We start from the raw sequence: 26,922 nt of genomic DNA on the forward strand, positions 1-26,922 counted from the left end.
AAGGAAACCACGATGTTAGATGAAAAACTATTAAACCAATACTACGAGTTATTGGGCAGTGACGGCGTACGCGATATGTACGACACATTTAACGATAATATTGGTGGTTATCTGGACCATTTAAAGCACTTGGTTGGCAAACGAAATGAAGGTGATACCCGTCGTCAGGCTCACAAAGTAAAAGGCGCGTGCCGTTCAGTTGGCTTAGCACAGCTGGCAAGTCAGATGGAGCGTTTAGAGCGGGAAGAGTGGCATTGGCAAGATGCAGATGATTTGCTGGAGCAATGGGTGATTGAATTACCATTGCACCAGCATCAACTACGTCGCTGGTTACATGCCCGGGGCATTCAGTGACGGTTGTTCCAAGTGCTTAATCGAAACGTCACCAATAAACCGGTAACCTTCACCATGAATGGTGGTGATTAAGTTTGGCGAATCTGGCAGCGCCTCGAAATGACGGCGAATGCGGCGAATGGCGACATCAACTGTACGGTCATTCGGACGTAAATCGCGGTCGAGCATTTTCTTAACCAGCGTTTCGCGGTCAAGAATTTTACCAGGATTGGTCAGGAACAATTCCATGGCGCGGTATTCACTCTTCGGCAAGCGGAACATTTTACCGTCTGGCGAAAATAAGCAGCGGCTGTCACTTTCTAAACGCCAGCCGTTAAACTCATAAACGACACTGTCGTGTCCAACGTTTTTCTGCTGGCTTTTCAGTGCTTCGATGCGACGGTATAAGTTGCGCACCCGAATAATAAGTTCTTTTGGATTGTACGGCTTAATTAAGTAGTCATCGGCGCCTAATTCAAGTGCCAGCAAACGGTCTTCTTCAGCGTCACGACCAGTTAAGAATACCAATCCGATATTGTCATTTTCACGGAGTTTTTCCGCAAGTTCGATACCGCTCTTGCCTGGCAAGTTGACGTCCATGATCACGAGGTCAATTTGTTGGCGAGCCATAATGCGTTGCATCTGCATGCCATCGGCAGCATCAAACACATCATAGCCTTCTTGCTGAAATAAACGAGTAAGGGTATTGCGTGTTACGACTTCATCTTCGACGATTAATAATCTGGCGCTCATAAGCAGTTCCGAGAATCCGTTAACATGTGTTGAAATTTGGTAATGAAAGACAGTGTAGCATGCGATTTTATATATAGCTGCAAAATCGTGCAACAATTCTTACAATTGTTTACTTCGATTGTACTAAGCGGCGCACCGGAAAAACAACCTTAAAACGCGTGCCTTGGTGCGGCTGGCTTTCAAGTTCAATGTGCCCCTGTAGAACTTGCACCACCAGGTTATAAACCAGGTGCAATCCTAATCCAGCGGCACCGTGACTGCGCTTGCTGGTCACGAAGGGGTCGAATACGCTTTTTATCAAATCATCTGGAATGCCATCGCCGTTATCTTCGTAGGTCATTTGCAAGTCACCTGACTCGCTACTTTCAGCCTGTGGTATAAAACTGAAGCTGAATCGAATCATTGGATGAGCGGTATTCGAGAAAGCATGTTGCAAAGCATTTTGAACCAGCTGACTAATAACTTGATTTAACGGGCCGGGCCGGGTGCTGATAATGAGGTCATCCGCCACCTGACAGGACAGCTCAACAGACGTAAGTTCAGGGTGGCGGTTGTAAAGGCTTTGCGCAATTTCATCCCAGAACTTGGTCAAGTGCAGGGAGCGATCATCGTCGCTGAACTGATCCATCGATAATTTACTGAAATTACTGATGAGATCGGCGGTGCGCTTGATGTTCCGGCTAATCAGTGCAAGGTTCTCTTCAAACCCTGACATATAGCGCTGAAACTCTTGACTGGTAAGCTTTTTATCCGCGAATTTTTGTTTTAATAGTTGCAGGTTGTCCTGCAAAATTGAGGTGGAAGTTACGGCTAAGCCTACCGGTGTATTAACTTCATGTGCCACACCCGACACCAGTTTTGCCAAGCTGGACATCTTCTCGGCTTGCACCAGCTCACTCTGATATTGGTGGGCGGTTTCTAAAGCTTGGTGCAACTCTTGGTTCGACTCATACAGTTTTTGCGTACGCTGTTTTACCTGCAGCTCCAGCTCCGCATTTAACTCACTGGCCTCACGTTCAGCTTGCTCTTGTCGGCGAATGTGTTGCTGAATACGGCTCAGAAGTGCATTAAAGGCATCCGAAACGCGGTCAAGTTCTTGCAGCTCAAATTCATGCAGGGTGCGGTCGTAATTTTTATCGCGCGCAATTTGCTGAATGCTCTCAACCATTTCATCCAGCGGTTGCGTGATCACCCGACGTAACCACAACGACATCAACCAGCTCAAAATAAAACTTGCGGTAATAATCACGCCACTAATAGCGGCGGCATACCACTTGGCTTCATCAAGCGCAGCGCGTGAGGTGCGCAAATACACGTAGCCTTGCAAGGTGTTTTGCACATACAGCGGCACAGCACTTTCCACATAATTGGTCGCGAAACGTGCCTCAGTAATATTCTTCACACGGTCGAAACGAACCGGAATAGGTGCTTCGCGTTCAGCATAATAACTGGCAAAGAAACCAAGCGCTTCGGTACTCGGGTCATAGCGATATAAGTGAACATGCTGAATCAGCGGAGAATGCCGTAATGATTGCAACCAGCGTTCGGCCGCTTCGGCCTGGTTGTACACCATGTACGAGGTGGCATTCTCAGCAATAAACCGGCTTACCTGCTCAGACTGCCGTAACAAACGGTGGTGCGTGTCCGCAATGAAGTTGTAACTCAGTACCAGGCAGGCCAGCGTCACCGATATTGTGGTAATTAAAATGACCAGACTGGTGACACTGCGTTTAATGGAACTGACTTTTAAGTTCATTGCGTTGCTCTATCGGTCTCGTTATCTATCCCGTTTCGCAAGATATACCGCGAATTTGTTGTCTTGTGCAACCCGGATACAATGGCCGAATGCGTGTTCAATAAGCTCTGGCCATGGCAGGAAACGATTCGCAACCAGCCATAGCTCGCCTTTTACACGTAAATGACTACGGATGCCACGTAAAAACTGCTTGCCGATTTCGTAGTCGGTTGCCAACCCGGTATGAAATGGCGGATGACTCACCACATAGTCGAACTGTCCCAGGTTGTCTTGAAGGCCTTCACTGGCAATGCAGGAGCCCTTTAAGCCATTTAATTGCAGTGTTTTTTCGGTGGCGTTTAGCGCAAGGGCGCTGACATCAAGGTATGTCACGTCCAGTTCAGGTGCTTGGCGGTTTAGCCATGCACCAAGCACACCATGGCCACAGGCAAAATCAAGCAGGCGGCCTTTCTGCCACTGGGGCAGGTGTTTTAATAGAATTTCACTGCCGGTATCAATACTTGGAAACGCAAATACACCCGGTAAACTGGCAAGATGCAAAGGTTCAGACTGTCCCGGTTGTGGTAAGTCGACATACGCAAAGTGTTGGTCGACGCTAAACTCCGCCGCACACTCTGCAACAGTGGTGCGTATTAGTAGTGAGTGATTACCCACGGCCATTTTCTGTGCTGAGGTAACCGTTTCTGGAAATTGCTTATGAATACTTTTAATGCCACCACGGTTTTCACCCACTAACCAGATGGTTGCGCCGAGTGGCAAAACACTACGCAGTGCGTCCAGTACATACCAAGTGAGTTGTTTTTCTTTTGGTAGCCACACCAGCGCAGCCTGCGCGCCTGCGGCAGCCGGCGCTGGTGCACCAAAATGGTGCGCTATCTCTGGCGCTTGTTGCTTCCAACGCTCGGCAAACCCCGCGTGCCATTGCCAGCAGCTGACCACCGGCAGTGCCTCGGCCACTTCGGCTTCAGGCGCGTTAACCACTAATAGCGGAACGTCATCGAAACGCTCTTGATGGCGTAAAACAAGTTGAGATGGTGGGCTTAAATGCTTCAAATTTATGTTCCGTTTAGTTTTCAGTTATATCGTTTTCTGATCATAGGTTTCTGCGAATACATCAACGTTTTCGCTGGCATCGCCAATTTGTTCGCCGTCAAACTGCGCCACATTGAATAGCGCTTCGCCTTCATTGGCGACCGGAATATTACTAATACCAATCACAATGCCATGATAAGGGCTTTTAATTGCATGTAAATCATCCCCGTGCGGGTTCACTGTTTGCGCAACCACTTGCCCTTTGTTGATGGTTTGCCCAAGTTCAACTTTGGGAACCACCAAGCCATCGTATTCATTACGAATCCAGCCGCTGCGATGTGCCACCACCGGTTTAACTTTTTTGCGGCTACGGCGACCTTTCATCATTTTTAGGCTTTTCATGACATTTTGCACGCCAATAACACCGGCTTTTATTGCGGCATAGTCGAACCGCAACGCTTCACCGGCTTCATACAAAATTAGCGGAATACCTAATTCAGTTGCCAGCGAACGCAACGAACCATCGCGTTCTTTGCTGTGCAGAATCACTGGAGTACCAAATGACTCAGCCATCTTTAGCGCTTCGCCGTTGTCGGTGTCGACGCGAATTTGTGGCAGGTTGCTACGGTGAATGGCACCGGTATGCAAATCAATAATATGGGTGGCGTTTTGCACCAGGGTTTCACTAAACAGGTACGCTAAACGACTACCCAATGCACCGCGTTCAGAGCCAGGAAAGCAGCGGTTCAGGTCGCGTCGGTCAGGTAAATAACGCGACTGTTGGATAAATCCAAACACATTAACAACGGGCACGATAATGACCGTGCCGCTTAATTGCAGTGGGTCCAATTCACCCATCAGGCGTCGGCATACTTCGATACCGTTTAATTCATCGCCGTGAATGGCTGCGCACACCAACAGGGTCGGCCCTGATTTCACGCCATGGAAAACCTCAGCGTGCAAATCCATGGGCGTATCGTTATACAGCCGCGCCGCCGGAATTTTAACGCTATGGCGCGAACCCGGCATGATGCGCTGGGTGGCTAAGTGAAATGCTTTTTGCTTCATGGCTTTTATCGTCTTAGCCTTTACCTTTGGTGCGGGTTTTATGCGCTTTTGCGGTTTTTTCAATGAAACTGATAATTTGATCAGCCACGTCTTTGTTGGTTGCGCCTTCAATGCCTTCAAGGCCTGGGGAAGAGTTAACTTCCATCACCAGTGGGCCGTGATTTGAGCGTAAGATATCAACACCGGCCACGTTTAACCCCATCGTTTTCGCGGCTTTTACAGCGGTTGCGCGCTCAGCCGGAGTCAACTTCACCAAGCTGGCTGAACCGCCGCGATGCAAGTTAGAGCGAAACTCACCGGCTTTTGCCTGACGTTTCATTGCGGCAATGACTTTATCGCCAATTACAAAGCAGCGGATATCGGCACCGCCAGCTTCTTTGATGTATTCCTGCACCATGATGTGTGACTCTAAGCCCATAAAGGCTTCGATAACACTTTCTGCTGCTTGGCGCGTTTCAGCAAGTACCACACCTATACCTTGGGTGCCTTCGAGTAACTTAATCACTAACGGGGCACCGCCAACCATATCAATCAGGTCGGGAATGTCTTGCGGCTGGCTGGCAAAACCTGTGGTTGGCAGACCAATGCCTTTGCGGCTTAACAGCTGCAGGGAACGCAATTTGTCGCGGCTACGTGAAATCGCCACCGATTCATTCAGTGGGTAGGTGCCAATCATTTCAAACTGACGCAATACGGCCGTTCCGAAAAAGGTAATCGATGCGCCGATGCGCGGAATGATGGCATCGTATGGCGGCAAGTCTTTACCTTTCATATGAATGGACGACTCGCGCGCATTGATATTCATGTAGCAGCGCAGCGGGTCCAGAACATCCACGGTATGGCCGCGAGCTTCACCAGCTTCGACCAAGCGACGGGTTGAATAGAGGCGTGGGTTACGCGATAAAATAGCAATTCTCATGCATTAGCTCCTGGCTGGCCGAATAGATAAGACTTATCAGGGTCGACAATAAAATGTCCGCGCATTGCTTGGCGGCCGAGTAACATACGAAACTTCATGGTGTCGCGATTAGTAAGCGTGAGCTCTACAGGTTGCGAAAAATCGCCAATGGTTAATGTCGACAGAATAACGTACCGAAGCTCGGTATGGCCACCTGAGTCGGTTACTTCACGTTGGTCATGAATTTTGGATTCACAGACGAGCTCCCGATCACTATGTTGTTCGGGGTGTAGCCAAATACGCAACCAATTCTCGCCGTTTTTTTCAAAGGGTTCCAGCTTAAATGCGTGCAAACACGAGGTGCGGGCGCCGGTGTCTACTTTCATTTTTAGGGCGTTAATACCAAGATCAGGTAATGACCCCCATTCGCGCCAACCTAATGTCTGCATGTTAAAATCCTCGTTATTCGTTATTCGTTATTCGTTAAGGATCTTGTCTGTTGCAATTGCTGCAAGAAGCGCAAGAACTCATCTGCTGGGCGATCAAGCGCCCCCGCAGGAATGAATAGATCATAACCTAATATGTCGCGAAAGTGTTGACATCGTACCGCGAACATCGCTTGTACACCTCGGTATTCTTTTCCCGATGCAGCTTTATAGCGATCTGGAACCTCGAAGTATGTGGAGTAATCTTTCAGCTCTGGGCGTTCGTGACGCAAAGCCACCACCAGTAGATGGCGTTGCTCAGCTAATAAATATACCGCAAGACGCGGTGTTATAGCATGTAATATTGGCTCAATGTCATGTAATCGAAAGCCGATATAAGGTAATTCTTCAATGGCCAGGCCACGGTGGGTGCGCGGAATATCAAAACGCACGATATTTTCCCACGTAATGTGCCAGTTGCCGCGTCTATGCAGGTAAGAAATTGTGGCTGGCGTAATTTTCATACTCACCGCGGGTTCAAACACCTTCGCGGTGCCCAAAAATATAAGAACTGCGCTGGCAATATAGAGCAATCCGAATGCCGCTGCAGGTATTGGTGCCTCGACCAGCCACATGAACATGGTCACCGCAAAAATGACAACACCAAGGGCACTAAAACCAACGCCGTTGGCGCGGGTGTGCGGGCTTATCAGTACTTCGCGCTCGTGGGTATCAGTCATGGGTCGCTGGCGCCGTTTCGAGCCCAAAGGTGGCACAAATGATTTGCCAGGTGAATTGCGTCTTCAAATAAAAACCACGTGGCAAGGTTTTAATAATTTTCCCGTCTGCGCCAATGGCTTCAGTCAGTACCCGACTGTTAGCGGCCTTCGGGCGCAATTGTAAAACCTCCCCTTGATGCGCGCTAATTGAGTCAATCTCACCCAGTGCAATTTTATCCATATGCTCTTGCCAATCAGCGCGTAATTGCGCTTCTTGTTCAGCGCTAGGCTGCCACAAAAAGGCGGTGCCAATGGTGCGTTCTGCCAGCGGAACGTCCCGGCGCCCATCAATTGGAATCCACAACACACACTGCAACTTGTTGCGCACGTTACTGGTTTCCCAGGTTAAATTGTGAATATTGATCAGCGGCGTGGTGCACACAAAGGTGGTTTCCAGTGGTTTACCATGCGCATCTAACGGAATCGTTTTCAGTTCCACCCCAAGTTCAGGGAAGTCTTGTAGCGCTTGCGAACCCGCACTTGCACCTAAAGCACTTTCCAGCAACTGACCCACCCAACCTTTGTTACGGCGCAAATCATTGGGTACCGACATACCTTGGCGCGCCGCTAATTCGGCAAAGCTCATACCTGCTAGGGCGCTAGCGTTTTCAAAGAGCTGCTTAAGCTGCACAATTACCTCGTCTAAACGGATTAATCCTTTCATTCATGCCGCGATTATGGAAAAATCCAAGCAATATGTCGAATTTATGAGGGCGCTCGCGTGATAGACGCAGAAGGATTTCGCGCCAATGTGGGAATTATTATCTGCAACGAGCAGGGACAAGTCTTTTGGGCGCGTCGATTCGGACAACATAGCTGGCAATTTCCACAAGGTGGAATAGATGACGGTGAAACACCTGAACAAGCTATGTTCCGTGAACTCTGGGAAGAGGTAGGGTTAAAACCCGAACAAGTTGAACTTATCTACACGAGCCGAAACTGGTTCCGTTATCGGTTACCAAAACGCTTAGTGCGACGCGAACAAAGACCAACCTGCATTGGTCAAAAGCAGAAATGGTTTTTACTGCGGTTAAAATGTGATGAAAAAGATGTGAACGTTATGCAGTCGTCGCATCCCGAGTTTGATGACTGGCGTTGGGTCAGTTTCTGGTACCCGGTGCGACAAGTTGTGTCGTTTAAACGGGAAGTATACCGTCGTGTGTTGAAAGAGTTCTCTGCGGTCATTATGGCCCCGTTCCAACGCCGACAAAGGCCCGCTCGCCGCCGCCGTTCTTGAGTAGTTGAGTAAGAAAAGTTGAGTAAGAAAAACTAAAGGCAGGCTATGCTCCGAATACTGCAACGCATTGTAGAAGCGGTGAACCAAGCGCCAGATTTTGAGCTGGCGCTGCAAACCATGGTGCGTCAAGTAAAAGAGGCCTTAAAAACAGATTCCTGCACTGTTTATTTAGCCGACCACGAGCAGCAAATGTTCGCCTTGGCGGCTACCGACGGCCTCGAAATTCGATCCAATGAACCCATTCATGTGCCTTTTGGTGAAGGGGTTATCAGCCTGGCGGCTAGCCGTGAAGAACCGCTCAATATTGCCAATGCTTCCGACCACCCCGCATTTTTAAAACTCGAACACGTGGTCGAAGACCGTTACAAAGCCATGTTGGCCGCCCCAGTTATCCATCGGCGAAGGGTGCTCGGCGTACTTGCTGTACAACAAGAACAAGCCCGTGCGTTTACCCGTGATGAAGAAGCCTTTGTCGTTACCTTAGCAGCGCAGCTGGCGGTAGTTATTGCCCATGCAGAAGCGAAAGGCCTATTACGCACCGCCAAACAGTCACCCTGGCTGCAAACCATCAAAGGTATACCCGCTGCGCCAGGCGTAGCTATTGGCGAAGCATTTGTGGTGAAGCCGCCCGCGCGTTTAAGCGAAGTTACACCGAAACGCAGCACCATGCCGGAACATGAAATCCGCGCATTTCGCGCCGCTGTTGCGCGAACCCGTCAAGAGCTGTTGAACATCAGTGACAGCATGAAGGGTCACGTGGCCGATGAAACACTGGCAATTTTTGACGTGTATCACGCCATGATGGACTCGGCTAGCTTAGGGCAAGAAGTGGAGCAAACCATCAACGACGGTTGGCGCGCGCAAACTGCGTTGAAGCTGGTGGTTGAGCAACTGGTCAATCAATTTGAAAACCTCGATGACGAATACATCCGCGAGCGTGCAAGCGATGTCCGCGACCTAGGCAATCGTATTCTTGCGCACCTGCAAAACCGTGAGGTGCGCAACTTAAATCCGCCAGCACAATGCATTTTAGTGGCTGACGAAGTCACGGCCACCATGCTGGCAGAACTGCCCCAAGCAGAGATTATTGGCATGGTGTCGCTGCGCGGCTCAGCCAACTCACATGCAGCCATTATGGCCCGTAGTATGGGCATTCCGGCGGTGCTGGGTGTAGACAACATCCAGCTCAACGAAGTCAGTGGCGAAACGCTGATTGTTGACGGGTACAACGGCGACGTGTTCGTTAACCCGCCCATTCAAGTTGAAAATGAATACAGCCAACTGGCCGAAGAAGAACTGGCACTGCGCCAAAAAGTTATGCAAGCGCGTGACTTACCCGCCGAAACAACCGATGGTGTGCGGGTGCAGTTGAATCTGAACGTTGGCTTAAACACCGAGCGCGATTGGCTCAATGATTTAAACGTGCACGGGGTAGGGCTGTACCGCACTGAAATCCCGTTTATGATGCGCGAACGCCTGCCAACTGAAGACGAACAAGAAGAGCTTTATAGCCAGGTGTTAGAGCAGTTTCGTGGTGCACCTGTGGTAATGCGTACGCTTGATGTTGGCGGCGATAAGCCACTGCCATATCTACCTATGGACGAAGAAAATCCGTTTTTAGGCTGGCGCGGCATTCGTATGACGTTGGACCATCCAGAAATCTTTTTAATGCAAATCCGGGCTATGCTGCGCGCCTCAGTGGGGCGTAATAATCTGCGTATTTTGTTACCGATGATAACCAGTGCCGAAGAAGTTGATGAATCGGTGCGAATGATTCATCAGGCCTATCATGAAGTTGCTGAAGAGCTTGCCTGCAGCGTCGATGAACAGTTATTTGAACCGCAAATTGGGGTCATGATTGAAGTGCCGGCGATGATCTATCAGCTGCATTGCGTCGCCGATAAAATCGATTTCTTTTCGGTCGGCACCAACGACTTAACCCAATACATGCTGGCGGTTGATCGCAACAATTCGCGGGTCGCCAGTTTATACGATGCGTTTCATCCGGCCGTGTTACATGCGCTGAAGCAAATTATCGATCGCTGCGATGCGCTGAATAAGCCAGTATCCGTGTGCGGTGAGTTAGCAGGGGAGCCGGGCGGTGCGTTGTTACTGCTCGCCATGGGCTACCGAAACCTCAGCATGAACAGCTACAATATAGATCGTATTCGATGGATCATCCGCCACATTGCGGCCGATGATTTAACCGAGGTGTTGCAACGTTCACTCGCGGCGCGTTCGCCTTACGAAGTGAAGCAGCAAGTTATCATGGCACTCGAAAACGCCGGTTTAGGTGGCTTCGTGCGTGCAGGTGGTTAAGGAGAACACGTGCTCTTAGCAGGCTGGTTGTGGTGTTTAGCCGGAGGCATGGTGGCAGGCCTGTTAGCGGGCATGCTCGGCATTGGCGGCGGCCTGGTGATTGTTCCCTTGTTGATTTATTTGTTGCCGTTACTGGGTGTTGCCCCTGATTTAGTCGTGCAGATGGCGGTTGCGACGTCACTGGCCACCATTGTGATGACCACTTTAAGTTCGGCGCGCTCGCATTTGAAACATGGCCAGGTCAGTTTCTTTTGGGTACGTCGGCTTATTCCAGGGTTGATGGTTGGCGCCGTGTGCGGTGCCTGGCTGGCGACGCTGCTTCATCCTGACTGGTTGCAGCGAATTTTTGCAGTGGTACTGATGCTCCTCTCACTGCGTATGCTGGTGCCACAGCGCGGCGGTGAGCCCCTCACTGACGTGTCGAAACGCCTGATGGCCTTAATTAGTGCCGGTATGGGCACACTTTCAGCATTAGTAGGTATTGGCGGCGGCTCGTTAACAGTCCCCTTATTGCAGCGGTTACGGGTTCCTATCCGCCAAGCGATTGCGGTATCCTCGGTGGGCAGTTTAAGCATAGGCTTAAGCGCCGTTATCGCGTTCGTGGTGCTGGGCCAGCAGTTGGAAGGCGCAGACGGCTTATTTGGGTATGTTCACGTGCAGGCGTGGTTGGCGATCTCAATTGCCTCAATGCTCTGTGCACCATTAGGTGCGAGCCTGACGCAACGTATACCGGTAAAACATTTACAACGCGGCTTCGCGATATTTTTAGTCATCATTTCACTCAAATTGGTTATAGGATAATTCATGCAATCAGCGTACACGCAAACAGACTACCTGGTGCACCCCAACATTGATCCCATTATCGTGAGCATCGGACCATTTGACTTGCGTTGGTATGGCTTGATGTATCTCGTCGGCTTTTTGTTTGCATGGTGGTGGGGAAATCGTCAGTGCCAGCAACCGCATAACGCCGCGCAGGGTTGGACCGAAAAGCGTTTCAGCGATCTCCTCTTCTGGGGCTTTATGGGCGTGATTGTTGGCGGCCGCGTTGGCTATGTGATTTTTTACCAATTTGATTACTTTGTGCAAAACCCGTTGTACCTATTTGATATCACCAGCGGCGGCATGTCCTTTCATGGCGGCATGCTCGGTGTAATTAGTGTGTTGTGGATATTTGCGGCCAAAACCAAGCAATCGTTACTTGCCGTGGGTGACTTTATTGCTCCGCTGGTGCCGGTTGGGTTAGGCGCTGGCCGTATTGGTAACTTCATTAACGGTGAGTTATGGGGCCGGGTTACAGATGTGCCTTGGGCCATGATATTTCCAGCAGCAGGGCCGTTTCCGCGCCATCCATCGCAGCTTTATCAGGCCTTACTTGAAGGCTTTTTATTGTTTGCTATTCTGGCACTTTACAGTCGTAAGCCGCGCCCAGTCGGCGCTATTGGTGGCTTGTTCTTAATCGGCTACGGCTTAGCACGGTTTGTGGTTGAATACGCCCGCGAACCCGACGCGCATCTTGGGTTGTTGGCCTTTGGCTGGTCAATGGGCCAGTGGCTGTCTGCACCTATGGTGGTGATTGGTGCGTTATTGATGGTATTTGCATATAAACGTGGGAGCCAAGCGTGAAACAGTATTTAGATTTGTGCCAACGTATTGTCGACGAGGGCGTTTGGATTGAAAACGAGCGCACCGGTAAACGTTGCCTCACGGTGATTAACGCGAATTTAGACTATCGTGTTGACCGCAATGAATTCCCGCTTATCACCACCCGCAAAAGCTACTGGAAAGCCGCCATCGCCGAGTTAATCGGCTACATTCGTGGGTATTCTAGCGCCGCAGATTTCCGTAAAATCGGCACGCCCACCTGGAATGCCAACGCCAATCTCAATGAAGCCTGGTTAGCCAACCCGCATCGCAAAGGTGAAGACGACATGGGGCGTGTGTATGGCGTGCAAGGCCGTGCCTGGGCTAAGCCAGACGGCGGCACAATCGACCAATTACGCAAGGTGGTGGATAACCTGACAAAGGGCATTGATGATCGCGGCGAAATTATCAGTTTCTATAACCCTGGTGAATTCCACATGGGCTGCTTGCGCCCCTGCATGCACACGCATAATTTTTCGCTGCTGGGTGACACGCTCTATTTAACCAGTTATCAGCGTTCATGTGACGTACCGCTGGGTCTTAACTTCAATCAAGTGCAGGTATTCACCTTCTTAGCGTTGATGGCTCAAATTACTGGTCACAAAGCTGGCGTGGCCTATCATAAAATTGTGAACGCGCACATTTACGAAGATCAACTCGAACTAATGCGCGATGTGCAGCTTAAACGTAAGCCATTCGCCGCACCAAAGTTAGAAATCAATCCAGACATCAAGTCGCTGGAAGATCTGGAAACCTGGGTGACGATGGATGATTTTGCAGTGCATGGGTATGAGCATCATCCGGCGATTGCGTATCCGTTTAGTGTTTGAGGGGCGTTGGTCGTTGTTCGTTATTCGTTATTGGTTATTCGTTAGTGGAGCGCTGTAAGCTGGATTGTGTAAAGTGCTAATATTGGCACTTTGTTTGGTGTTTTAGGTTTTTAAGTGCGTAAAAGTGGACATTGTGGGTTTTGTTTGACTTTTCTTGATTGTGTTCTATCCTTTCTAATATCCTTTTTATGGCACAGTAGCTTTTTATTTTGCTATAAAGTGCCTATAACGTAACTTTATTTGTGTTTATGGTTTGTGTTTACCGAATAGCGAAGCGTACAAACAGCGAAGCGCACGAACCACGAATAACGAATAACGAACAACGAGTAACGAATCAATGAACCCACTTTCCCCCGCCGCATGGGCTGAAGAACTCGGCGATCGGCTCAAACAGGCTCGACTCAACGCCAATATCACGCAGGCAGAACTCGCCAGGCGCGCGGGCGTGTCGCGCAAAATTGTGCTGAATGCCGAGAAAGGGCAGGCGCAGCTCGAGAATTTCATCGCGCTGTTGGTTGCGCTCGATTTAACCGACCAACTGAAGAATTTTCTGCCGCCACAGCCTATTTCACCGTTGCAACTGCGCAAGCTGCAAGGCAAACAGCGTATGCGCGCAAGTGGTAGCCGGGGGCAGGGTGATGAAGAGAGTGAGGAACCATCCGTATGGTAATGGAAGTTGTCAGTGTCTGGTATCACGAACACGAAGTAGGCGCACTCAGTTTTGATACAGAGCAGGGGCTTGGCGCGTTCGAATACACACCGGCATTCTTGACTACCGGCATTGAGCTGGCGCCGTTAAAAATGCCGCTGCGCAAACGCATCTACAATTTTCCAGAACTGAATTTTGAAACATTTCATGGGCTGCCGGGGCTGGTTGCGGATTCCCTGCCCGACGATTTCGGCAATGCCGTGTTGAATGCGTGGGTGGCCAGCCAAGGTAAACAGCCCACCGACATCTCGCCGCTACAACGGCTGCAATATACCGGTAAACGCGGCATGGGCGCGCTGGAATATCGCCCGGCCACGCGTATGCGCGGCTTCGAAGCGTCGCAGCAAGTTGAAATTGCCCAGCTTCTTGAGATTGCCCAAGAGGTGCTGAATAAGCGCGCAAACTTTCATGTGGAACTCACAGCGCCCGGGCAAGCTGACCGCGAAGCCATGCTGGCACTATTGTCAGTGGGTATGAGTGCGGGTGGTGCACGCCCGAAGGCGGTACTGGCATTCAATTCTGACTTCAGTCAGGTATGCTCGGGCCAAACCGATGCGCCAGAAGGCTTTACCCATTATTTAATGAAATTTGATGGCGTGAGTGAGCGCAGCGCCGCCCACGAAACCTTTGGCGACCCGCAAGGTTATGGCGCTATGGAATATGTGTATTACTTGATGGCGCAGCAGTGTGAGATAGACATGACGCCGTGCCATTTATTGGATGAAGGCAACCGCAGGCATTTTCTTACGCAGCGATTTGATCGCCGCCACAACGAAAAACTTCACGTGCAAACCCTGAACGGGCTGGCGCACGTGGACTACAAAAGGCCCGGTAGCTTTTCCTACGCTGAGCTGTTCGCAATCGCACGGCAATTGAAATTATCGGCGGTGGAAGCTGAACAGCTATTCCGGCGGATGGTTTTTAACCTGGTGGCTCGAAATCATGATGACCATGCCAAGAACTTTGCGTTCTTGCTCGACCAAGGGCGCTGGCAACTGGCTCCGGCCTATGACTTAGCATACAGCTACAAGCCGGATAGCAAATGGGTGAATCAGCACTGGATGCAATTAAACGGTAAGCGCGAAAACTTCAGTCGCGACGACTTTTACAGTCTGGAAAAAGTCAGCCCCTTGTTCAGCCGCAAAAAGATAGACGCAATTGTCGAACAAACCATCGATGCCGTCGCACAATGGCCACAACTCGCGCGCGAACACCACGTACCCGAGGTTTTGATCACTGAAATACAGGGTAATCTTCGCCTTGATCTATAACCCGTGATAAAATCCGCCGCTATGACAAAACAACGATTTTCTGGCATCGAACGCGTCTACGGCCAAACGGCTGCGGCGCGTTTTCAACATCACCACGTAGCTGTAATTGGCCTCGGTGGTGTTGGCTCGTGGGCAGTTGAAGCGCTGGCCCGTTCAGGGGTTGGTGCGCTGACTTTAATTGACCTTGATGACGTGTGCGTCACCAACATCAATCGTCAACTGCCAGCACTAACGAGTACTGTTGGGCAATTAAAAACAGACGTGCTTGCTGCACGGGTGCGCGATATCAATCCTGATTGCCAGGTGCGCGTTATCGATGACTTTCTTACCGCCGATAATCTTGAGCAATGCCTTGGCGAGCCAGTAACCGCAGTGCTGGATGCCATTGACAGTGTCACCGTGAAAGCTGCGTTAATTGCCTGGTGTAAGCGGCGTAAGTTGCCTTTGGTTACGTGTGGCGGCGCGGGCGGGCAGGTTGACCCAAGCCAAGTGACTTCGGGCGATTTGGCCAAAGCCACTCAAGACCCGTTACTGGCGAAAGTGCGTTACCTGTTGCGGCGCGACTACAATTTTTCGAAGAACCCCAAGCGTAACTTCGGCGTTGCGGCCGTCTATTCCACCGAACAATTGCGTTATCCGACTGCCGATGGCGAATGGAACCACGCCAAGCCCGGTGCAGGTAGCATGCGCATGGACTGTGCCACAGGCTTCGGTGCTGCTATGCCTGTTACTGCCACTTTCGCGATGCATGCCGTCGCGCTGTTACTGAAGAAGCTCTAGCTGCTGATTACGCCTGAATGGCTGCAATTACATTGCGTAAGCCGTTGCGACGCGACGACGTAACAAATTCGGAGAGGCCGAGCGCGTCAAAATGTTCATCAAGCGAGTATGCGCTGACTTGATCGCGCCGCGCACCCTGCAATGCTTGCCGAATCACCATCAGCAATCCCAGTACCACCCGTGATTCACTATCGACGGTTAACGCCAACTGATCATCTTGCCAATCGGCTTGCACCCAAACGCGCGCTTCACAGCCAAATACTTCGTGCTCGGCGGTGCGAAAATCAGCAGGTACCTGTGCAGCCTTAGCGAGTTGCACGAGATAGCGCATCCGATTTTCACGGCTACCGAGTTGTTTGCGCATTGCCGCTAGATCCGTTTCAGCCATCACGCCGTACATGAAACCACCCATGAAATTCCTTAATTATTCACACTGGTCAACAAAAACGGCCGTAAGAGTACCATTTTTGCTGCGAAAAATGTTAATCTTGCCCGGTCTCAGTTTACTTTGAACCGAACCTCAAACAACAGGAACCACAACATGAAAGTATTAGTGGCGGTCAAACGCGTCATTGATTACAACGTGAAAGTTCGCGTAAAAGCGGATAATTCAGACGTTGATCTGGCCAACGTGAAAATGGCCCTGAATCCGTTCTGTGAAATCGCGGTAGAGGAAGCAGTACGACTAAAAGAAAAAGGCATCGCGGACGAAGTGGTGGTTGTGAGCATTGGCCCGAAAGCCGTGCAAGAACAATTACGCACCGCCTTAGCCCTGGGCGCAGACCGTGCCATTCAGGTTGAAACCGATGAGTTACCTGATTCATTGGCCGTGGCCAAGCTACTAAAAGGTGTGGTTGAAAAAGAACAACCGCAACTGGTTATCTTAGGCAAGCAAGCCATTGATTCAGACAACAATCAAACGGGCCAAATGCTTGGCGCGCTAACCGGCATGCCACAGGGCACTTTTGCATCGAAAGTTGATGTTGCCGACGGCAGCGTAAACGTAACCCGTGAAGTTGACGGCGGTTTGCAAACCGTAAAGCTGCAGTTGCCAGCAATCGTAACAACAGATTTGCGCCTGAACGAACCGCGCTATGCGTCGTTGCCAAACATCATGAAAGCCAAGAAAAAGCCGCTTGATGTAACCACCCCCGATGAATTGGGTGTGAGTGTGGCGCGCACGGTTAAGCTGCTTAAAGTTGAAGCACCTGCAGAACGCAGTGCCGGTGTGAAAGTAGCCGATGTCGCAGAACTGATCGAAAAACTTAAGAATGAGGCAAAAGTGATATGAGCATTCTCGTTATTGCCGAACATGACAACGCAACCCTAAGTCCAGCCACGTTAAAAACCTTAGCAGCGGCAAAGCAAATTGGTGGTGACATTCATCTATTAGTTGCGGGTGAAGGCTGCCAGAGCGTTGCTGACGAAGCAGCCAAGGCTGAAAGCGTAAGTAAAGTACTGCTAGCTGACAATGCTGCGTATGGCCATTTCTTAGCCGAAAACCTTGGCCAGTTGGTTGCCGATTTAGGCAAAGACTACGGTCACATCTTGGCACCAGCAACCACCACCGGTAAAAACTTTATGCCGCGTGTTGCTGCGCTGCTCGATGTTGCGCAAATTTCTGACATCATCGCGGTTGAAAGTGCTGACACCTTTAAGCGTCCTATTTATGCAGGTAACGCAATTGCGACCGTGCAGTCAGAAGACGCAATCAAAGTGATCACCGTACGTGCAACGGCATTTGATGCCGTGAACGCAGAAGGCGGCAACGCCAGCGTTGAAGCCCTCGATAACGTGGTTAACAACGACAAATCTGAATTTGTTGGTGAAGAGCTGGCAAAATCAGAACGTCCAGATCTTACCGCTGCAAGCGTGGTTATCTCTGGCGGCCGCGGCATGCAAAACGGCGAAAACTTCCATTTATTGGAAAAAGTTGCCGACAAGCTTGGCGCTGCAGTCGGCGCGTCTCGTGCCGCAGTGGATGCGGGCTTCGTACCGAACGACATGCAGGTGGGTCAAACCGGTAAAATCGTTGCACCAGAACTGTACATTGCCGTGGGTATCAGCGGCGCCATCCAGCACCTGGCCGGCATGAAAGACTCGAAAGTAATCGTCGCCATTAACAAAGACGAAGACGCACCGATTTTCCAGGTCGCGGATTACGGCTTGGTTGCTGATTTGTTCGACGTACTGCCTGAGTTAGAGCAAAAGCTTTAAAAAACCGAAGAGCGTTATTGGTTAGTCGTTATTCGTTATTCGTTATTAGAAAAAGCGAAAAAGCGAAACCCGAAATCTCCGTTGCACTCAGTGCACGGAGATTTTTTTTATCCAACCAACAACGACTAACGATTAACGAATAACGCCTTTGCATTTATTTAACTTTGCAAAGTACATGGACAGTCCCAATTCTCGTTGCTATAACATCCGTATACGTCAATGATCATATATCGTCGTTTACATTCGAGGATGCAAGGCATGAAAATAACACTAATAAAGTCACTATCAGCATTGACCCTGACCACCGCCCTGACCGTGATGAGCGTGCCACATGTGCATGCCGAAACCGTAGAAGTTCGTGGCCAAATCAGCTACGGCTACAGCTTTACGCCAACTGGCGTTGAGCAGTATACAACTGGACACTACCTGCTCGAAATTACCCAACAGCCAAGTATGCCACTCATGTACAGTGCAAGCAGCTGGCGTCAGTACACCGATGCATTAAGCCAGGTGAAAGTTACGTTATTCGATGCACAAGGCAACGAAATTGCTGTGCGTCAGCCACTAAAAGTTGCTGAGTTAACTCAGCCAACGAATACCTTATATTTTGATTTTGGCCGCATGGCTAACTACGCCAGCTGGACGCTAACTGGCGTTAGCCAAGAGCAGTTTAATAGTCAGCTCAATTTGAATTTACGTGGGCCAAATCAAAGTTTGTTTGAATCGACGGCTGAGTTTCCACGCTTCGTAAGCTCCCCGAGGTACGTGAACGCAACCTTGTTTTCGAGCGTGGAAACAGCCGCGGGCGATGATGCCCTCTATTTAAGCGGCTCAGTCACCGACATTAATTATCTGACGCAGGACAGTGACGCAGACGGCATTCTGGACGATGTCGACGCCTGCCCAGCTTCCGATATCAGCACAACCGTAGTCGTTGGCGCGAATGACACTGGCGTAACGAACAGTGTCGATAGTGTAGGCTGTTCAATTTCGGACAAGGTGCAAGCCTGCAGCGCCGATGCTCAGAGCAAAGGTGCTGAGGTGTCATGCGTCAGCCATTTAGCTAAGCAGCTGCGCAAAGAGGGCATTATCAGCAATAGCGACCACGGCGCGCTCCTCCGACATCTATAAAAGAACGTTAAAACTAAATCTCCGTCGCACGTCGTGGGCGGAGATTTTTTTGTGTTTAACCAGTAACGAATAACGACTAACGAATAACGCATTTTTTCCTAACGAATCACTTGCATATTTGTAACTCATCGGACATGATTGAACCAATAACATCCTAATTGGATTAGGTGGCTAACATGAAAAGAAGAACAACTATGCTAAAAAAATTACCTATCGCGTCGGCGATTACGCTGGCATTAGCAGGAACAGCAAGCGTCCAGGCAGCGGAGTTTGAAGTAGGTGACTTCCGCGTTAAGTTCGACTCAATCATTTCATATGGTGCCGCATGGCGTATGGAAGAGCGTGATATGCGCTTTATCCACCCAGGCAATATGGAAGGTGGTCTTGGTCAATCAGGTGTAGCCGATGACGGTAACCTGAACTATGACGACGGCGACATGGTTTCGTCTGTTGTTAAAGGTGTTCACGATCTGAGCATCGATGGCGGCGACTACGGCGCATTTATCCGTTTCAAATATTGGTACGACGACGTCATTAAAAATGAAGAAGTCGCGCATGGCCACACCGCAACAAATTATTTCCCCAATGTTACCCTCGATAACGATGGTTTAGATGACTATTCAACCGGTTCTGGTTTTGAACTGCTTGATGCGTTCGTTTATGCCTATTTTGATATCGGTGACATGCCGGCCAACGTCCGTTTAGGCCGTCAGGTTCTGAGCTGGGGCGAAAGCACCTTTATCTTTAACGGTATCAACGCCGTTAACCCAATCGACGTGAACGCGATTCGTCGTCCGGGTGTTGAAATTAAAGAAGCATTATTACCGGTTGGTATGTTGAACCTGAACATTGGTTTAACCAATGAAACCAGCTTGGACATGTTCTATCAGTACGAGTGGGATGACTACAAACTTGATGGTTGTGGTACTTTCTTCTCAACCGTAGACATTTTAGGTGGCCCAGGCTGTAACAAAGTTACCCTGAACCCAACCTTGATACCTGGCGACCCAAGCTCTAGCTTGAGCGACCGCGAGTCAATTCAGTTCGGTACGTACCTTGAGCGTCGTCCAGACATTGAACCTGATGATGCAGGTCAGTACGGTTTCGCATTGCGTCACTACGCAACAAGTATCGATACCGAATTTGGTGCGTACTTCATGAATATTCATACGCAGACTCCAATTATCTCTGCGTACAACTGGCAACAACAGCCAACACCAGCATTCAGCCACCCAGATGGTATTCCAATTGCGGGTCCTGACTATGTGTTGCAGTTCCCTGAAGACCAACAGATTTTTGGTTTCAGTGCATCAACCTTAATTGGTGAGTGGTCTGTTGGTGGTGAAGTAAGCCATCGTTTAGACATGCCAGTACAAATCAACACCACTGAAATTCTAACAGCTGGTTTGCGTGCAGGTGTTCCAAGTACATTCTCGAACCGCATTTTGCGTGACGAAACTGGCGCAATCACCAACTTAGGTGAGTTACAGGAAGGTTATGACGAGTACGACGTAACCCAATGGCAGTTAACCGGTGTTAAATTCTATGACCGCGTATTGGGCGCTGACCGCATCACCTTTATCGGTGAAGTCGCGGTAAGCAAAGTGCACGGCTTGGCAGGGCTTGATGAGCAACGCTATGGTCGTAACCCAGTATTCGGCAAATGTTTAACGGTTGCTGACCAAGCTGCTTTAGGTAACCCTTCAGCTAGGTCAAACATCAACTGTGAAGGTTTTGTAACGTCTACCTCGTGGGGCTATCGCGCTCGCATCGTGGGTGACTACAACAACGTATTCTCAGGCTGGAACATGACCCCAACCATCGCGTTTGGTCACGATGTGAAAGGTTACTCAGCAAACTCAAACTTCATTGAAGATCGTCGCACTTTAGGTTTGAGTGTTGATTTCAGCTACTTGAGCAAATATAAAATCGGTGTTGGTTACAATATTACCGACGGTGCTGATTTTGATGCAGCTGATGACCGCGATTTTGCAGCGGTAAGCTTCAGCTATAGCTTCTAAGCGTTAAACATGAAAAAAACCGCCGTTACGGCGGTTTTTTTTTGCCGTTAATCGTTATTCGATCGCTTCGCTGGTCGTTATTCGCTACAACTTAACTGCGAATAACAAATAACGAACAACGAATAACCAACAACGAGGTTGTCATCCATGAAAAAGCTCCTGACCTTAACTTTGGCATTGGTCGCAAGCAGTTCGTACGCCAACACCGACAATGCCTTACAGCTCGAAGATGTGTTCCAACTGGAATACGCAAGCCAACCTGCTATCCATCCCGACGGCGGCTACACGGTGTTTGTTCGTAACTATATGGACATCATGAGTGACCGTCGTTTAGGTAACTTATGGCGTGTTGATAATAAGGGTGAACTGCGTCCGTTAACTGGCGGACAAGCAAACGATCATTCCCCAACATGGTCGCCAGACGGCAAAACGCTGGCGTTTGTATCGAATCGTTCAGGTAGCAACCAGATTCATCTGTATTGGACCGACACCCGAGAAGACGCTGCGGTAACGCGCCTAACGGGCAGCCCAAGCAGCTTAAGTTGGTCGCCAGATGGAAAATGGTTGGCATTTACCATGTTCACGCCAAGCAGTAATCCTGCGCCAGTGAGCTTGCCGGGCAAGCCAAAAGGTGCCGAGTGGGCTGAACCCGCGCGTTACATCGATAAAGACAACTACCGCTTTGACGGTTCTGGCTTTGCGCCCGATGGTTACACCCAAATTTATGTGATACCAGCCAGTGGTGGCACCCCGCGCCAGATAACTACCGACACCTATCACCATGGTGGCCAGCTTACATGGACAGGCGATAGTAAAAGCATCGTGTTCTCGGCGAACCGTCGCGATGATGCCTTCGACCAACCGAATAATTCCGAGTTGTACCAGGTTGCAGTGGCTGACGGCGCTATCACGCAGTTAACCGACCGTAATGGCCCAGATCGCTCGCCGCTTGTTAGTCCTGATGGCAAAAAACTCGCGTGGCTTGGCTACGATGATGAGTACATGAGCTATCAAAATACCATGTTGTACGTAATGGACTTAGACGGCAAAGGCACGCCGAAACTACTATCGACCGAACTTGATTATTCGGTTGGTGACGTAAAATGGTCAGCCGATAGCCGTGGTGTGTACTTTAGCTACGACAAGCACGGCAAAGGCAACATTGTTTACCAAAGCCTGAGCGGCAATCGCCGCGTGCTGACTGACGCCATGGGCGGCTTAAGTTATACCCGCCCATACAGCGGTGGTAGTTTTGACGTAAGTACGGGTGGCGACTTGGTATTCACCATGGCCAACCCATACCGTCCAGCGGACTTAATGCTGCAAACCAGCAAAATCAAACGCAAGTTAACCGCGTTGAATGACGACGCCTTGGCGCACAAAGAATTAGGCCGCGTTGAAGAAATCTGGTACGAATCAAGCCATGACGACCTTAAAATTCAAGGTTGGATTGTATATCCGCCAAATTTTGACCCAACCAAAAAGTACCCGCTGATTCTGGAAATTCATGGTGGGCCACACACTGCTTATGCAGGCTCGTTCTCAGCCGAAGTGCAGTTAATGGCAGCCAAAGGCTATGTGGTGCTTTACACCAACCCGCGCGGCAGCACCAGTTATGGTGAAGACTTCGCTCAAGAAATTCATCACAACTACCCAAGCAATGACTACACCGACTTAATGGACGGTGTCGATGCGGTTATCGAAAAAGGCTTTATTGACGAAGAGCGCCTGTATGTAACCGGTGGCAGTGGCGGTGGTGTGTTAACTGCCTGGATTGTTGGCCATACCGATCGCTTTGCTGCAGCCGTGGTGGCGAAGCCAGTAATTAATTGGTACAGCTTTGTGTTAACGGCAGATATGTACAATTACTTCACCAAATATTGGTTCCCAGGCTTGCCTTGGGAGAATCAAGAACACTACATGAAGTATTCACCTATCAGCTACGTCGGTAATGTCACAACACCAACCATGTTGTTAACCGGTGAGGCGGATCACCGCACGCCAATTTCAGAGTCTGAGCAGTATTACCAAGCGCTGAAATTAGCCGGTGTTGAAACCGCCATGGTGCGCGTACCGGATGCACCGCACGGTATCGCTGGGCGGCCATCAAACCTAATGGCAAAAGTTGCGTATATTCTGCATTGGTTTGGAAAATACGAATAAACGAAATGCAGTGAATTTTAACTTACAAGCGCGGCGTTTTACGTCGCGCTTTTTTATTGTCAAAATACAAGCCAACTTGATGCTTCATGCGCCGCCAACCGCTTTTACGCGCATGGTGCCTATTTTCAACGGCAAAAATATCGCTGCTGTGTTGATGGGTGTTATCAACGGTATAAGGCACCAGCCCCAACGTCCGAATGCCGAGTTCATAAGACCACTGCAAATCAACGTCGACGGGGCGGAAAATTGGCGGGCGCAACGTTAATAATTGCCGCGCACCTGAGACGCTTACAGCCTGAGCACATGCGCCCATAGGCGGCTTGCGTCGGTAGCTCACTACACGAAGGTGCGTATCCGACTCAATAACGTCATAAGGTTGGTCTTTAAAGGGCGCTGCAAGCTTGATGAAATCCCACTTCACCGTAAACGCGGCAATTCGATTTGGTACCTCGGAAAATAGCGCGTTGATGTTGATATCGTCCTCAAGAACAATTCCAAAATCTAAACCGTCATCCACAATTTTTTGCCAGGCTTTCAGGTGTGAAAGGTAACAAGCTATCTCGCCGCGTGTGAGGCGATAATGGAAATACTTATCGGCAAGTTGGGTCGAAAATACGGCATTAATCTCGGCTTCCGTGAGTAATTTGCCGTTAACAGCATCAAGGCGCTCATAGGGTAGGTGAAGCCTATCGAGTTGCTGCGAAACATGCTGCCAGCGCTCAGTGGAGTGGGCTAAGTTGATAACAAATATCTTGAAATTCGGCTGAATAAATGGATTCACAGCACCCCCTCATGACAATCAACGAATCATTTTTTTGGCGTACCATTGTGCTTTTGTTGCTTTTGTTGCTTCTGCTGCTTTTGACGGTATTGAATTTCGTAAAGTTTAGCTTCGGTTAAAAAGAAATGAAATGCATCAATATTGGCTTTAATAAATCCCCGCCAGCCTGACCAAATCATTTGGCGGCCAAGGTAAAACTTTAAAAACATTAATGGAAAAATTAACAGCAAACGCGGCAAGCTGCATGGGCGGCCTTGCTCTATGCGTTGCTCGGCCTTGAGCAGTGAATACTTGTTCAGCTTGTCCATATAGCCATGTGCGGAATCATAACCATAATGTTTGAGATAAATTGGTAGATAGGCCGTCGGCTCATCCACGTGAATGTGTTCATGCACCCGCACTGAAGTGTCCATATGACTGCGGTCTTTGCGGTACACCCGACGGTATTTGTGGTGTCGCGCTTTCTTCAGGCTGTGCCCCATAAAAATGTCATCGTGATGTATCCAGATACCGTTGATATCACCTTGGGCGATGCGCTCGCGAATCATCTGCAAGCCGCCTTCCGGCATCACTTCATCGCCGTCCAAATTCAATACCCAATTGTGCGTGCATTGTTCGATACCGAAGGCTTTTTGCTTGGCATAGCCCGGCCAGTCATTGTGAACAATACGTGCACCATGCTTTTTGGCAATCTCCAGGGTACCGTCGGTAGAGCCCGAATCTATAACCACAATCTCCTCAACACCACGCACACTCTCTAAAACCTCATCCAAGTGTTCGGCTTCGTTAAGTGTAATGACAAACACACTCATTGGCGGGTAGGGCTTACTCATTGGGCGCTCTCTTTTATTGGTACAACAATTCAGTACAGTGTTAGGATACATGCATAGTATGAACTACTAATAATACAAAGGTTAGTCGGTAAATGACAGAACAGGCGTTAAGCTGGAGCGACGTGCTCAGCGAAGAAAAAAAGCAACCTTACTTTATTGATCTACTGCACCGTGTGCAGACTGAACGTGACGCAGGAAAAGTCATCTATCCGCCCAGTGAGCAGGTGTTCCAGGCTTTCAAAATGACGCCCTTGGAAAATTTAAAGGTGGTTATTTTAGGGCAAGATCCCTATCACGGCCCCGGGCAAGCCCACGGTTTATGCTTTTCAGTGCCCGACGGCGTGAAGCATCCGCCTTCGTTGCGCAATATCTTTAAAGCAATTCAGCATGACTATCCCGACTTTCAGATACCAGAATCGGGCAATCTGGAACATTGGGCCAAGCAAGGCGTGCTGTTGTTGAATACCGTACTCACAGTAGAGCAGGGCAAAGCGCATTCGCACGCCAGTTGGGGCTGGGAAACCTTCACAGATAAAGTGGTGGAGCAAATCAACAAGCAGTGCAGCGGGATTGTGTTTCTACTTTGGGGCGCGCATGCGCAAAAGAAGGGGGCGCTGATTGATCGCCAGCGCCATCATGTATTGGAAACTGTTCACCCATCGCCATTGTCGGCGCACCGCGGGTTTCTCACCGCAGGGCATTTTCGCCGCACCAACGAGCTGCTCGCGCAGCAGGGCAAAAGCGTTATTAGCTATTAGTTATTCGTTATTCGAGTAACGAGTAACCAACAACGACTAACGAACTAGAATTCCAAACTATCGAGTTCGGCATCGAACTCGAAATCAATATCCTGCAGTTCGTCGCGTAAACGATACTTCTCTTTCAGATTTTCAATTTCACGCCACTTACGCGGGGCACCTTTTTTATTCGACTTAGATTCAACTTGTTTTAGCTCTTGTGAATGATCCATGGGACCCTCCGGCTTTAGTGTTGTTATTCTAAATTAGCGCAACACGGTTATAACACGGTCTGGGTAAAAAGTGAACAGATCCATTCACTAGGGTAATTCTTGCTTAAACTTTGTAAGCTGCGTATAATTCGCGCCCACAAAATCGTTCTTTCACAGTACAGGTAATTGGTATGCATCCGATGTTAAACATAGCGGTGCGCGCAGCGCGTGTGGCCGGCAAAATTTTAGTCAAAAACTTTGGTGTTGAGGTTGATCTGAATGTTCAAACCAAAACCCAAAACGATTTCGTGACCGAACTCGACAAAGCGGCTGAAAGTGCCATCATTCGCACCATTCAAAAAGCCTACCCACAGCACTCATTCCTTGCGGAAGAAAGTGGTGAAGTGGTTGGCGGCGAGCCAGAACATCAGTGGATTATTGACCCACTCGATGGCACCACCAATTACCTGCGCGGAATTCCGCATTTCTCAATTTCTATCGCATACCTGCACAAAGGTGTGGTGCAAGCAGCCGTTGTTTATGACCCGCTGCGCGAAGAGCTATTTAGCGCTTCACGTGGTCAAGGCGCACAATTAAACGGTAAACGCTTACGTGCCACCAAACAGCGTGACCTTAATGGCGCGCTATTAGCTACTGGCTTCCCATTCAAACGTAAAGACATGACCAAAGACTACATGGCCGTGTTCACGTCATTGTTCGAGTACACCTCAGACATGCGTCGCAGCGGTTCTGCAGCGTTGGATCTTGCCTATGTAGCCAATGGCCGCATTGACGGATTCTGGGAATTTAGCCTGAAGCCGTGGGACATTGCCGCAGGCCAGTTATTGGTGCGTGAAGCGGGTGGTATCGTCACTGACTTCGCCGGTGGCCATGGCTTTATGACCAGTGGCAACGTGGTTGCGGGCAACCCGAAAGTTGTGCAACATTTGCTGACTACTGCGCGTCCACATTTACCAGCAAGCTTAAAATAAC

General features: G+C 49.6%; 28 protein-coding genes. 16 read left to right on the forward strand and 12 right to left on the reverse strand.

The features are described 5' to 3' along the window. Positions 1-12: 12 nt before the first annotated feature. Entirely contained in the window at positions 13-354 is a 342-nt protein-coding gene (locus ACN0UN_RS03640; RefSeq protein WP_417658776.1) for an Hpt domain-containing protein, read from the forward strand. On the opposite strand, the gene arcA is transcribed toward ACN0UN_RS03640, so the two are convergent. The 8 genes from arcA to mutH all read right to left on the reverse strand — a co-directional run bounded on the left by arcA (position 331) and on the right by mutH (position 7,708). Further along, on the reverse strand, positions 331-1,086 hold the full coding sequence (gene arcA, locus ACN0UN_RS03645) for a two-component system response regulator ArcA (protein ID WP_128351350.1): 756 nt from the start codon (positions 1,084-1,086) through the stop codon (positions 331-333). The genes ACN0UN_RS03640 and arcA overlap by 24 nt on opposite strands. A gap of 109 nt (positions 1,087-1,195) precedes the next feature. Beyond that, positions 1,196-2,842: an ATP-binding protein gene (locus tag ACN0UN_RS03650; protein ID WP_417658777.1), complete on the reverse strand. Its 1,647-nt coding sequence runs from the start codon at positions 2,840-2,842 to the stop codon at positions 1,196-1,198. 21 nt (positions 2,843-2,863) lie between these two features. Then, positions 2,864-3,895 (reverse strand): methyltransferase, encoded by a 1,032-nt coding sequence (locus ACN0UN_RS03655; RefSeq protein ID WP_417658778.1) that lies wholly within the window; start codon positions 3,893-3,895, stop codon positions 2,864-2,866. Positions 3,896-3,919: 24 nt separating this feature from the next. Further along, positions 3,920-4,942, reverse strand: a complete 1,023-nt coding sequence (locus tag ACN0UN_RS03660; protein WP_417658779.1) for a succinylglutamate desuccinylase/aspartoacylase family protein — start codon at positions 4,940-4,942, stop codon at positions 3,920-3,922. Between the two features lie 13 nt (positions 4,943-4,955). Continuing rightward, on the reverse strand, positions 4,956-5,861 hold the full coding sequence (gene rimK, locus ACN0UN_RS03665; protein WP_128351346.1) for a 30S ribosomal protein S6--L-glutamate ligase: 906 nt from the start codon (positions 5,859-5,861) through the stop codon (positions 4,956-4,958). Beyond that, positions 5,858-6,289, reverse strand: a complete 432-nt coding sequence (locus ACN0UN_RS03670) for an ATP-dependent zinc protease (protein ID WP_128351345.1) — start codon at positions 6,287-6,289, stop codon at positions 5,858-5,860. Before ACN0UN_RS03670 ends, rimK begins: the two co-directional genes overlap by 4 nt. A 20-nt stretch (positions 6,290-6,309) precedes the next feature. After that, positions 6,310-7,005 carry a DUF2982 domain-containing protein gene (locus ACN0UN_RS03675; protein WP_417658780.1) on the reverse strand — a complete coding sequence of 232 codons (696 nt, stop codon included), beginning with the start codon at positions 7,003-7,005 and terminating at the stop codon, positions 6,310-6,312. Beyond that, positions 6,998-7,708 (reverse strand): DNA mismatch repair endonuclease MutH, encoded by a 711-nt coding sequence (gene mutH, locus ACN0UN_RS03680; RefSeq protein WP_417658781.1) that lies wholly within the window; start codon positions 7,706-7,708, stop codon positions 6,998-7,000. The genes ACN0UN_RS03675 and mutH overlap by 8 nt, the downstream gene beginning before the upstream one ends. Positions 7,709-7,765: 57 nt before the next feature. On the opposite strand from mutH, the gene rppH reads away from it, so the two are divergent. The 8 genes from rppH to tcdA all read left to right on the forward strand — a co-directional run bounded on the left by rppH (position 7,766) and on the right by tcdA (position 15,834). Continuing rightward, positions 7,766-8,281, forward strand: coding sequence for an RNA pyrophosphohydrolase (gene rppH / locus ACN0UN_RS03685; protein WP_417658782.1), 516 nt, complete (start codon positions 7,766-7,768; stop codon positions 8,279-8,281). A gap of 45 nt (positions 8,282-8,326) precedes the next feature. After that, positions 8,327-10,600: a phosphoenolpyruvate--protein phosphotransferase gene (gene ptsP / locus ACN0UN_RS03690; protein ID WP_417658783.1), complete on the forward strand. Its 2,274-nt coding sequence runs from the start codon at positions 8,327-8,329 to the stop codon at positions 10,598-10,600. Positions 10,601-10,609: 9 nt separating this feature from the next. Continuing rightward, positions 10,610-11,401, forward strand: a complete 792-nt coding sequence (locus tag ACN0UN_RS03695) for a sulfite exporter TauE/SafE family protein (RefSeq protein WP_128351340.1) — start codon at positions 10,610-10,612, stop codon at positions 11,399-11,401. Between the two features lie 3 nt (positions 11,402-11,404). Beyond that, positions 11,405-12,226 carry a prolipoprotein diacylglyceryl transferase gene (gene lgt / locus ACN0UN_RS03700; RefSeq protein ID WP_417658784.1) on the forward strand — a complete coding sequence of 274 codons (822 nt, stop codon included), beginning with the start codon at positions 11,405-11,407 and terminating at the stop codon, positions 12,224-12,226. Continuing rightward, on the forward strand, positions 12,223-13,074 hold the full coding sequence (locus ACN0UN_RS03705) for a thymidylate synthase (RefSeq protein WP_417658785.1): 852 nt from the start codon (positions 12,223-12,225) through the stop codon (positions 13,072-13,074). The genes lgt and ACN0UN_RS03705 overlap by 4 nt, the downstream gene beginning before the upstream one ends. A gap of 337 nt (positions 13,075-13,411) precedes the next feature. Continuing rightward, the gene (locus tag ACN0UN_RS03710) at positions 13,412-13,744 is read left to right on the forward strand and encodes a helix-turn-helix transcriptional regulator (protein ID WP_417658786.1); all 333 of its coding nucleotides are present in this window, start codon (positions 13,412-13,414) and stop codon (positions 13,742-13,744) included. Further along, complete coding sequence (locus ACN0UN_RS03715) at positions 13,738-15,054, forward strand: type II toxin-antitoxin system HipA family toxin (protein WP_417658787.1); 1,317 nt, start codon at positions 13,738-13,740, stop codon at positions 15,052-15,054. Before ACN0UN_RS03710 ends, ACN0UN_RS03715 begins: the two co-directional genes overlap by 7 nt. 21 nt (positions 15,055-15,075) lie before the next feature. Continuing rightward, entirely contained in the window at positions 15,076-15,834 is a 759-nt protein-coding gene (gene tcdA / locus ACN0UN_RS03720) for a tRNA cyclic N6-threonylcarbamoyladenosine(37) synthase TcdA (protein WP_417658788.1), read from the forward strand. A 7-nt stretch (positions 15,835-15,841) separates the two neighbouring features. On the opposite strand, the gene ACN0UN_RS03725 is transcribed toward tcdA, so the two are convergent. Beyond that, positions 15,842-16,246: a SufE family protein gene (locus tag ACN0UN_RS03725; RefSeq protein WP_417658789.1), complete on the reverse strand. Its 405-nt coding sequence runs from the start codon at positions 16,244-16,246 to the stop codon at positions 15,842-15,844. A 129-nt stretch (positions 16,247-16,375) separates the two neighbouring features. On the opposite strand from ACN0UN_RS03725, the gene ACN0UN_RS03730 reads away from it, so the two are divergent. The 5 genes from ACN0UN_RS03730 (at position 16,376) to ACN0UN_RS03750 (ending at position 23,366) form a co-directional block, all read left to right on the forward strand. Then, the gene (locus ACN0UN_RS03730) at positions 16,376-17,125 is read left to right on the forward strand and encodes an electron transfer flavoprotein subunit beta/FixA family protein (protein ID WP_417658790.1); all 750 of its coding nucleotides are present in this window, start codon (positions 16,376-16,378) and stop codon (positions 17,123-17,125) included. Continuing rightward, positions 17,122-18,051, forward strand: coding sequence for an electron transfer flavoprotein subunit alpha/FixB family protein (locus ACN0UN_RS03735; RefSeq protein WP_417658791.1), 930 nt, complete (start codon positions 17,122-17,124; stop codon positions 18,049-18,051). Before ACN0UN_RS03730 ends, ACN0UN_RS03735 begins: the two co-directional genes overlap by 4 nt. Positions 18,052-18,309: 258 nt before the next feature. Continuing rightward, positions 18,310-19,182 (forward strand): hypothetical protein, encoded by an 873-nt coding sequence (locus ACN0UN_RS03740; RefSeq protein WP_417658792.1) that lies wholly within the window; start codon positions 18,310-18,312, stop codon positions 19,180-19,182. Between the two features lie 194 nt (positions 19,183-19,376). Further along, complete coding sequence (locus tag ACN0UN_RS03745; protein WP_417658793.1) at positions 19,377-21,203, forward strand: DUF1302 domain-containing protein; 1,827 nt, start codon at positions 19,377-19,379, stop codon at positions 21,201-21,203. Between the two features lie 147 nt (positions 21,204-21,350). Further along, the gene (locus ACN0UN_RS03750) at positions 21,351-23,366 is read left to right on the forward strand and encodes a S9 family peptidase (RefSeq protein ID WP_417658794.1); all 2,016 of its coding nucleotides are present in this window, start codon (positions 21,351-21,353) and stop codon (positions 23,364-23,366) included. Positions 23,367-23,388: 22 nt separating this feature from the next. On the opposite strand, the gene ACN0UN_RS03755 is transcribed toward ACN0UN_RS03750, so the two are convergent. Together ACN0UN_RS03755 and ACN0UN_RS03760 are read right to left on the reverse strand one after the other, a co-directional pair. Beyond that, positions 23,389-24,147 carry a glycosyltransferase family 25 protein gene (locus ACN0UN_RS03755; RefSeq protein ID WP_417658795.1) on the reverse strand — a complete coding sequence of 253 codons (759 nt, stop codon included), beginning with the start codon at positions 24,145-24,147 and terminating at the stop codon, positions 23,389-23,391. Between the two features lie 26 nt (positions 24,148-24,173). After that, positions 24,174-24,980 carry a glycosyltransferase family 2 protein gene (locus tag ACN0UN_RS03760; protein WP_417658796.1) on the reverse strand — a complete coding sequence of 269 codons (807 nt, stop codon included), beginning with the start codon at positions 24,978-24,980 and terminating at the stop codon, positions 24,174-24,176. Positions 24,981-25,072: 92 nt separating this feature from the next. Here ACN0UN_RS03760 and ung point away from each other — a divergent pair, with 92 nt between their 5' ends. Next, entirely contained in the window at positions 25,073-25,738 is a 666-nt protein-coding gene (gene ung, locus ACN0UN_RS03765; RefSeq protein WP_417658797.1) for a uracil-DNA glycosylase, read from the forward strand. A gap of 44 nt (positions 25,739-25,782) precedes the next feature. On the opposite strand, the gene ACN0UN_RS03770 is transcribed toward ung, so the two are convergent. Next, positions 25,783-25,950, reverse strand: coding sequence for a DUF3545 family protein (locus ACN0UN_RS03770; protein WP_417658798.1), 168 nt, complete (start codon positions 25,948-25,950; stop codon positions 25,783-25,785). Positions 25,951-26,120: 170 nt separating this feature from the next. On the opposite strand from ACN0UN_RS03770, the gene suhB reads away from it, so the two are divergent. After that, the gene (suhB, locus tag ACN0UN_RS03775; protein WP_417658799.1) at positions 26,121-26,921 is read left to right on the forward strand and encodes an inositol-1-monophosphatase; all 801 of its coding nucleotides are present in this window, start codon (positions 26,121-26,123) and stop codon (positions 26,919-26,921) included. Position 26,922 lies beyond the last annotated feature (1 nt).

The sequence above is a fragment of the Pseudidiomarina sp. genome (assembly GCF_048267825.1).
Lineage (GTDB): Bacteria > Pseudomonadota > Gammaproteobacteria > Enterobacterales > Alteromonadaceae > Pseudidiomarina.